This window comes from Streptomyces sp. NPDC001880 (assembly GCF_053594575.1).
On sequence record NZ_JBSFET010000196.1, the window covers coordinates 1 to 4718 of the forward strand.

The 4718-nt window shown below is 69.2% G+C and carries 4 protein-coding genes and 2 pseudogenes; 1 reads left to right on the top strand and 5 read right to left on the bottom strand.

Annotated elements, in window-relative coordinates:
- Positions 1–459 (bottom strand): annotated as a pseudogene (locus tag ACWCQ6_RS35860) (hypothetical protein); the annotation flags it as partial.
- Between the two features lie 407 nt (positions 460–866).
- Between ACWCQ6_RS35860 and ACWCQ6_RS35865 the strand changes: the two are divergent.
- Positions 867–1295 carry a hypothetical protein gene (locus tag ACWCQ6_RS35865; RefSeq protein WP_451096506.1) on the top strand — a complete coding sequence of 143 codons (429 nt, stop codon included), beginning with the start codon at positions 867–869 and terminating at the stop codon, positions 1293–1295.
- 178 nt (positions 1296–1473) lie between these two features.
- Here ACWCQ6_RS35865 and ACWCQ6_RS35870 read toward each other — a convergent pair whose 3' ends face one another.
- The 4 genes and pseudogenes from ACWCQ6_RS35870 to ACWCQ6_RS35885 all read right to left on the bottom strand — a co-directional run bounded on the left by ACWCQ6_RS35870 (position 1474) and on the right by ACWCQ6_RS35885 (position 4353).
- Positions 1474–2955, bottom strand: coding sequence for a hypothetical protein (locus ACWCQ6_RS35870; protein ID WP_451096508.1), 1482 nt, complete (start codon positions 2953–2955; stop codon positions 1474–1476).
- Positions 2956–2974: 19 nt separating this feature from the next.
- Positions 2975–3307, bottom strand: coding sequence for a hypothetical protein (locus tag ACWCQ6_RS35875; protein WP_451096510.1), 333 nt, complete (start codon positions 3305–3307; stop codon positions 2975–2977).
- Positions 3308–3425: 118 nt separating this feature from the next.
- Positions 3426–4147 (bottom strand): annotated as a pseudogene (locus ACWCQ6_RS35880) (restriction endonuclease).
- The gene (locus tag ACWCQ6_RS35885; RefSeq protein WP_451096512.1) at positions 4144–4353 is read right to left on the bottom strand and encodes a hypothetical protein; all 210 of its coding nucleotides are present in this window, start codon (positions 4351–4353) and stop codon (positions 4144–4146) included. The pseudogene ACWCQ6_RS35880 and the gene ACWCQ6_RS35885 overlap by 4 nt, the downstream one beginning before the upstream one ends.
- Between the last annotated feature and the right edge of the window lie 365 nt (positions 4354–4718).

A 4718-nucleotide genomic window follows, 5' to 3' on the forward strand; every position in this document is an offset into this window, starting at 1 on the left:
CGGGACTCGGGCTCCATCGGCTGTCTCGTCCCGGTGCGCAGTCCGAGTGCTCGGATCACAGGTGCCTCCCCATAGGTGTGCGAGCCGACGGGGCGCGGAGCGGGCGGGCCCGTACTGGGTCTCGCGCAGCACGTAGCCGTCGACGGCGGCCTCCACCGACACCCACCGCTTCCACTGGGGGCGGACGCCCTTCTCCTCGGCCCGCATCCGGTCCTCCACGGCCTCCGGATCCGGCTCGGCCATGCGTACGCCCAGCGGCTGACCCTCCGCCACGAGCGCCCGCAGGCAGTCCACGGCCATCCGCTCGCCCTCGTCCAGGGCGTCGGCGTCGAAGAGGGCGAGGTGCGGGGGAAGGGGATGAGCGCCGGTCTCGTGCCGGAGGGCGGCGGTGTACTTGGCGCCCGAGGTGCGAGCGGCGGCGCGAGCCCGCTTCGCGGCGGTGGACTGCTTCTTCGGCATGACGTCTCCCAGCCAGACAGGCCCACGCCCCTCCGGCCGTACATCAGGGCCAGGAAGAACAACGCCGGGCGGTACCGGGCACGCCCGTGATCATCTGCGCGGGCCCCTGGAGACCTTGACCGCCCCCCTTTCGGGGCTGCCCGCAGCGTGGGCGCGAGCTGAGGCGGCGACCGGCAGTACGCGGCTAGCCGGGTGGTGCCCGACAACGGTATCGGACAGCGCTGGAAGGCGCCGGAACTTCGACGGTCCTCACTAGCTCTCCAGGTGGTTCGAACAGCCGGATCCCTTTCCTCCTCCAGCCTGCTGAGGTCGACATCGAGGTCGACGGTTGTGGCGGACCCGCTGGAAGCTGAGAAAGCCCGGAGCGTCGGGATGTGTCGGCCCGCATCGGGCGATAGACAGGTGGTGTGACGGACCGTGGTGAGCCGGACGCCGGCGACGAGGACGAAGCCCTGCCTGAGCTGTGCGATCTGTGCGGGGCGGTGGTGGCCGACAACACCGAGTGGTATGCCGTAGTCCCGGACTCGTCGGTTGTCCACGCCGTCGACCCACGTCTTGACGGGAAACGCATGGTCGTGGGCTGCTCGCGCGAGCACCTGGCCGAGCTCGTCGGGCAGTACAAGCATCGGCCGTTCATCGATGCCGAGCTCTGGGCAGGCAAGATCAGCCGCGCGATCGAGGCTCACGGCGGAAGGATCAGTCCCGAGGAGCTCACCAAGGAGATCGGGCTCACCGAGGCCCAGATCGACCTCGGGATGATGTGGCAGAACCTGGGCGCTGTGCGCTGGCACCAGCGGTTCGGCGGGAAGATGCCGCCAGAGTCGACCGAGGAGTAGTTCAGCCGTTGGGCCGGTTCTTCTTGGTCCAGCTGTCGGGGCGGGGATCCTTCCGGGTTCTCTTGACGGCTTCACTCGTCAGGGTTCCCCTGACATGTTCGTACGACCTCATGCTCGCTTCACCGTGCCGGATAAGCCGATCTGTTCGCCGGTCACCTGCGGGTCCTGGCCAGTGCGGCTATCGATCGCGTCGCCACCGAGCAATGAGCCGCCGGATCCGCTTCGTCGCCGTCGCTTCCGGCTGGAGGTCACTCTGCGGTGCCGAAGCCCTGACCGCTGGCTGTGCGGGTGGGCTCGGCAGTGGTGGCAGCGCGGGCCGAGGTGGCGTTGGAACAGCGGGTGCTACTGGCCGTGGTCGCGGGGTGGGGGCAGCAACTGGTCCGGGGACGACCGGTGTTGGGAACGCGCTCGGCATGGGGGGTGCCGAGCGGGGAACGGCAGCCGGTGGGGCGGGTGTGCTCGGGGGTTGATCGGCTGTGGCCGACGGGCTTGCGCTGTCCGTTTTCGTGTACGCCTTGAGGGTGAGTCGGGCGAGGTCGTCCGAGGAGGCTTCCCCTGCTGGGGCGGGTTGGCCTGGCGGTTCAACGGTCCGGTGCTCATGCTGCGGCACGGAGGCGCGCAGTGGGCTTGGGGCTGGAGGTGCTGCTGGTCGGCGGGCCGGGGAGGACGGTCGGCGACTCGGACGCCTCGTCGGGCGGCTGTTGCGGCGCGCGTCCAGCGTCAGGGGCGGCGGGCACATCGGGGTGCCGGCCTGTTCGGTATCCTTGTCCCATGTCCAGTAGGCGAGGTTCCAGTGCTCCTTGATCCAGAGCTGGACCTCATCGACGCTGCGCTTTTGCGGGGTGAAGATCTTCCACCCTGCTCCGATGGCCAGCACCTGCATTCCCACCCGCAGTTCCTCCCCCAGCAGGGTCGGAAAAGCGCTGCGCAGCACCACCTCCGTGGTCCGGCCGGTCTGCCCGGTCGGGATCCCGGTCGCCAGGACCGCGAAGGGCTTGGTGCCGGCCGTGCCGGTCCGCGTGACCGTCCCGTGCACCGCCACCGGATGTTCGAGCCAGCGTCCTTTCGCTGCTGCTACCCGATCGCGGAATCGTCTGTAGGAGGGGTCGTCGGGGCCGTAGCAGAACTCGTTCCAGGCGAGGTGCTTGCTCTGGTACTGGACCGTGAACAGCTCCATGAAGTCGGGGTCGAAGTGGTGGCGCTGGAGGAACTGGGCCACCTTCACCGCGCTGTTGAGCGCCGGGGGAAGCCAGGGGCTCAGGGTGGTTACCCGGAGTCGGGTCCGCTCCTCGTCGTCCTCGGGCTCTCCTCCGAGCGCGGTGGGGGCCGGTGGGCTCGGGGGGTCGTGTGCGGGGATGGTGAGCCGGAGCGTGCCGTTCTTCATGACCTTCGCCAGCCCGTGCGAGCCGTGCGCGATGTCGGTCATGTCCTGTGTCGGGTCCAGTGGGCAGCTCTCGTCGTGGCCTTCGTGCCACCGGAAGTGCGTCAGGACGGGGGAGCCGCGGCGCAGGTGGGTCGGCACGATGGACACGGGACGCGTGCAGCCGGCGCACTTCAGCGGCTCGGCGAACGGCCATGGCTGCCGCTGGAGCATCCAGCGGTACACCGGATCGCCGTTGTCGTCCTCCGCCTTGGCGACCTGTTTCCCTGCGTCGGCCATGCTGCGCGCTCCCTTCTGCTCAGAACTGGTCGAGCAGGTCGATGTCCTCGGCCAGCCACTCCCACCTCTGCTGGCCGATGCTCCATGTGGCCCGGACGACCTGGATGTCTTTCCTCGCCACCTGCCGGGCCTGGTTCAGAGCCTGCACGAAGGCCAGGTGGAACCCCGGTGGGAGCGGGTCACGCTTGTCGAAGCTCGTTGACCGCTCCACGAGCGGTACCGGCTTCTCCTGACCTGCGCACCTCGCGAAGACCCCCTCCTTGTCGTGCAGAACCCCGGTGATCACATCGGCCCGGATCAACTGCTGGTCGCTCTTGTCGATCGGGTTCGTCAGCACCCAGACGTCGGCCACGGTTTCCTCCTCGTCGATCGCTGCTGTTCCATGGGCGGAGATCAGTGTCGCCCTCCAGTGACGCCGACCGCCGCGAGTTCGACGAAGACAGCGCGCACGGGGCACCGGCGCCTGGTGTTCAGGAGAGCGAGGTCGGTTTGCGGGGCGGCGGGACGGCGCGGAGCAGTTCCCACAGAGGGCGCGAGCCGGCCGCCCACGTGCCGAGGGTGTGGCGGTCGACGACGTGAAGGCGTTGTTGCTTGGCGAAGGCGATGGCCGGTGCCGTGACGCGGCCGTTGGTGACGATCACCGCGATGTCGGCGCCGTGGACCTGGCGGGCGGTGCCGTTGAGGACCTGGAAGTCCGGCGTGCCCACCGCCGATCCGGAGAGGCCAGCGCGACGATGCTTGCACTGGATCACCCATCTGCGCCCGTAGGGGTCGGTGGCTTTCACATCGGCGCCCAGGTCGCCGCCGCCTCCGACACGGGCCGCGTCCCGGCAGCCGTCACGGCGCATCAGGTCCCGCACCGCGCCCTCGAACCGGGCATGGTGCAGACGTCCAACTGCGTCAGCGCGTAGCGCAGTTCCCGCGTACGGGCCGTTTCCCACTGGGCCCGCTGCTGTTTCTGGCGGAGCCACCCTCCACTGGCGAGCGCTGCGAGGACACCGGTGGCGATCAGGATCCACCAGTGGGCCAGCAGCCAGTTGACCACGGCCGCTGCCAGAGCGAGGGCCACGACCGTGGCCGCGAGGAGGCCGATCAGCCGGTCGTTTGCCTGCTGTCGCCTGCGGGTCCTGCGGGTGCGCCGCCGTACCGGCGGGCGCCTGGTAGCTGCGGGCCGCCGCCTGCGGGGGCTCATCGGCTGGCCTGCGTCACGCCGCTCGTGAGCTGCCCCAGGAAGCTCAGGATGCCCTGGCCCACCGGGGTGGGAGCCAGGAGGATCCCGAGCGCCAGGACGATGACGACGGTCATCTTCTCGTCGAAGCGGCTGCGGGACTCCGTGCGCCGGCGCAGCCGGAAGAAGACAATGACGGCAAGCAACACAGCTACGTTGATAGTCAGCAACCGCTCAGACCTCCCGCACGACCGGCCTACGTACAAATGAGGCCGCTGCGTGCCACCTCTGCCTTCCTGTGTAGCCGGGCCGCAGTGATGTTGGAGGCGGGATGCCCACGAATGGCACAAAGCCACTGTGCCTGGCTGAATACCGCGCGGTGGATCAGTCGCCCTCCGGGTCGCAGCCATGTGCGGCAGGGTGTGCAGAACGTGTCGAGGGCCGCGCCCAGGCAGTGTTCCGAAGCCGTGTCCGGCACCGGGGGAACGGAAAGGTGAGGACCTAGTAGTACTTCGTTAAGTCTGGAGTGGTCTGGTGTGCCCTGGTTGGCGTGCGGCGGGTAACTCGCGGTGGCAGGTGGGGCATTCGCCGGTCC